Below are 3775 nucleotides of genomic sequence, written 5' to 3'. Positions count from 1 at the left end.
GCTATCGATCGTCATCAAATTCCGCATTGGGTCGATGAGCGGATTTTTTGTAAAAAAAATGCACATTATTTCTAACCTGGTAATATAGTCTATTCTTTAGATTAGCGGCAATTAGTTGTCACAAAAAGCTACAAATTAAAGATTGGCAATTTGCTATTTTCTAAAAAAGTGTTTAATGCGATCGATTGACTGTGGTTTTCACGGAACGCATTTCATATCAGTCCAAGCTATACTTATGAATGTCTATACTAGCGACCACTGACGATCGCACCCAAATAGAGAGTTTTTCCTGGGAAGTTAGACAATATTTTTTCGTTGCAAAGCTTTCGCATAAGTAAAAAATATCATTAGTAAAATCTGCTCTCCGCCGTATTTACTCTGCTATGGCAGAGAGGCACAAGACAAAAAAAATAACAATGTTTTTGTACGCACAAAAGCATAACAACTCCCGATAAAAAAATCTGGAGTTCGGTAACTTAGCAACAAAAAATACTCGAAATTTAGGAAATTTAGGAAATTTATGAAACATAAATACGTGCAAAAACAAGCTCATTTCTTATTGAGAAAGACCTTAAAGTTGTGTTTAATCAATTTAAGTTGGTGCAAACAGACATTAGGCAATCTCAGTATCAGCAGTAAAATAACCTGTGGCTATACTCTGGCGGTAGGTATTGCAGTTTTAGGAACAACTGTAGGTCTTGCTGTGGGTAATTACTATGAGACAAAAGCTACCATTGAAGCAGAAAAGTGGCATAAAGCAGGAGAGGTGTTACATAAGTTACAAGTGGTTTTATTGCAAACGCGATCGCATCAGCAAAAATTGATTTACTTAATCCAGAAGCCGCAACAATTTCAAACAGAATACTCTCATTTACGTGGAAAATTAAATGAATTAAAAAGTTTATTATCTGAAATTCAATCTTCTCAAACATTCACTAAGTTGAAAGAATTGCAACCTCTCGCGGGGAATGGTAGTACAATGTTAGAAACATACTACCAACAAATGAAACAACTTCTGGATCGAACAAATCTGCAAATTATTAAGCCAGAAGAACTTCCTAAATTGCAAAGTTCGCTGTTAAATTTCACAAATAGCAAAACGGTACTCAAAATTGATGCCTTCTCGGATAATTTAACAAAACTCGCAGAATTTGTTTTTCAAGAAGAACACAAGGCGAAAGAATTTCGAGAACATGGAGAAATGGTGCAAGTATCAGCACCCATAGCGAGTATGCTGATATCAGTTGTATTGGCGATGCTTCTAGCTATCCAAACGAGTAGGGCGATAGCTCGTCCTCTCAAAGATGCGACCAGAGTAGCGGAGCAAGTTACCGAAAAAGCTAATTTTGACCTGCAAGTGCCAGTAGTGACAAAAGATGAAGTCGGTATTTTAGCGGCATCTTTGAACGAACTTATTCAAAAAGTCAAACATCTTTTAGAAGAACAAAAAGCAGCAGCAGAACGCCAGCGACAAATGCAAGAAACTCAATTAATCCAAAGCGAAAAAATGTCTAGTTTGGGGAGAATGCTAGCCGGAGTTGCCCACGAAATCAACAATCCCGTCAATTTCATATACGGAAATATCGGCTATGCTAATGATTACATTCAAGACCTTTTTGCACTATTACAAACTTACAAAAATGAAATCCCAAATCCACCTTTAGCCGTGCAAAAGTTGGCAGAAGAGATTGACATCGAATTTTTGGAAGAAGATTTACCAAAAGTCTTGCAATCGATGAAAATGGGTGCGGAGCGAGTCCACCAAATTGTTCTCAGTTTAAAAGATTTCTCTCGCTTAGATGAAGCGGCACCTCAATCTGTCGATTTGCACGCTTGTATCGACAGTACATTGTTGATTCTCCACAACCGTATTAAAAAGGGAATTAATGTCGTGCTTAACTATGGCGACATCCCAGAAATAGAAGGCTACACAGGCTTACTTTATCAAGTATTTATGAATTTACTGAGTAATGCAATTGATGCCTTAGAGCCAGAAACTATGTCATCTGGGGCAGTCTTAAATACGGCTGCGCCAAATAACCGATTAGTAGAAACGCCAAAAAATACACAACTGAAAGAGATTGTGATTACTACAGAACGCCAAGATAAAAACTGGGTGAAAGTGCGAATTGCTGACACAGGTAATGGCATTTCTCCAGAAAATATGACGAAAATATTTGACAACTTCTTCACTACCAAAGCCAGAGGTATTGGCACTGGTTTGGGATTATCAATTAGCCGTCAGATAGTAGAAGAAAAACACGGTGGGAGAATAAATTTTACATCTTATGTAGGACAGGGAAGTGAATTTGCGATCGCTCTCCCCATCAAACACAGGATTGAGACAAGAGAATTCCCAAATGGAAGATTCCAGATAGCAAATTGTATTTATAGCTAGGGCGTCGGGGAAGAAGGGTTTGACATACTCCCGCCGCTAATTGCTAACGCTCTTGTAGCGGGGGATTCCCAGGAAGCCTTCTGCCGACATTAAAGGTAAAATCAAAAGTTTCAAGATTCAATTGACAACTTGACGCATATAAGTTCCCCAAATTTGCGCCGCTTGACCGCTACTTCCGCTAGTAGGAGAATTGTTGTCATTTCCCAGCCAAACACCAGTAGCCACTTGGCGACTGGGAATATAACCGATAAACCACAAGTCTTTATTATCGCTGTTAGTACCCGTTTTGCCAGCTTCTTCCCCCAGACCCAAAGAAGCGTTGCGACCGGTTCCCCCTCTGACGACACCTTGTAGTAAAGTAGTCATTTGAGAAGCTACTTCCGGTCTGAGAACTCGCCTACCCTCGTTAGCCGGATCGTAGGCATAAATCACGCGGCAGGTACTGGGGTTATTGCGATCGCTGCAATCGCTGCTGTCTAAAATGCGGTTAATCGCGTGGGGACGATTCCACACACCGCGATTGGCTAGAGCTGCAAAAGCACCTGTCATCTCCAACGGATAAACTTCGCTTTGACCTAAAACCAAACCGGGTACGGGATTGAGTTTCGAGTCGATTCCCAATCGCTGCGCCATCCGCACCACATTATCCAAACCGACATCTTGCGCCACTCGCAGAGCGATCGCATTTTCAGATTGTGCGATACCCCTGTACATATCCGTACTCGCCCCGCCGACTCGTTCGCATCCCCGATAGCGATTAACCCAAACAAGAGGAGCGCAAGAATACAGTTTACCCGGTGAAATACCTTGTTCGATCGCCGCCGTGTAAGTAAAAACCTTAAAAGTCGATGCCGCTTGTCGGTGTGCTTGCGTAACGCGATTAAACTGACTTTGTTTGTAATCCAAACCGCCAACTAAAGCTAAAATCGCACCAGTGCGGGAGTCCAGAGTAACGATCGCGCCTTGAGAAAAGCGATTGCTTACCCCTGATTTAGCGATCGCATTACGCAAAGTTGCTTCTGCTTGCCTTTGCATCCGGGGGTCGAGAGAAGTTTCGATGAAAAAATTACCCTCTTTCGCTAATTCCTCCCCCAATAGATAGCGAAGTTCGTTAAAAACATAACTGTAAAAGTAGGGCGCAATTGTATTGGATTGCTCTTGACAAACTTTAGGACTGACTGCGATCCGAGTTCGTCGTGCTTCATTTGCCTCCTCTTGACTAATCCTACCTTGAGTTAGCATCCTCACAATTACAGCATCGCGCAGCCGCTTTGCTCTTAGCAAACTTTGGTTATCCCCGCAAGGATTAAAATTATTGGGAGCCGATAAAATCCCTACTAGAGTAGCAGCTTCAGCCAAAGAAACATCTCTAGCAGA

Annotated in this window: 2 protein-coding genes; one reads left to right on the top strand and one right to left on the bottom strand. The window is 41.6% G+C overall.

The features are described 5' to 3' along the window. Positions 1 to 520 precede the first annotated feature (520 nt). The gene (locus H6S82_RS22920) at positions 521 to 2398 is read left to right on the top strand and encodes an ATP-binding protein (RefSeq protein ID WP_190463362.1); all 1878 of its coding nucleotides are present in this window, start codon (positions 521 to 523) and stop codon (positions 2396 to 2398) included. A 117-nt stretch (positions 2399 to 2515) separates the two neighbouring features. On the opposite strand, the gene H6S82_RS22915 is transcribed toward H6S82_RS22920, so the two are convergent. Beyond that, the coding region (locus H6S82_RS22915) for a penicillin-binding transpeptidase domain-containing protein (RefSeq protein WP_277926541.1) at positions 2516 to 3775 on the bottom strand (1260 nt) is incomplete at its 5' end.

It is taken from the genome of Planktothrix sp. FACHB-1355 (assembly GCF_014748295.1).
GTDB classification, from domain to species: Bacteria; Cyanobacteriota; Cyanobacteriia; order Cyanobacteriales; family Aerosakkonemataceae; genus Aerosakkonema; species Aerosakkonema funiforme_A.
The sequence above is the reverse complement of the archived record's forward strand: the minus strand, read 5'-3'. Positions and strand labels throughout refer to the sequence as shown.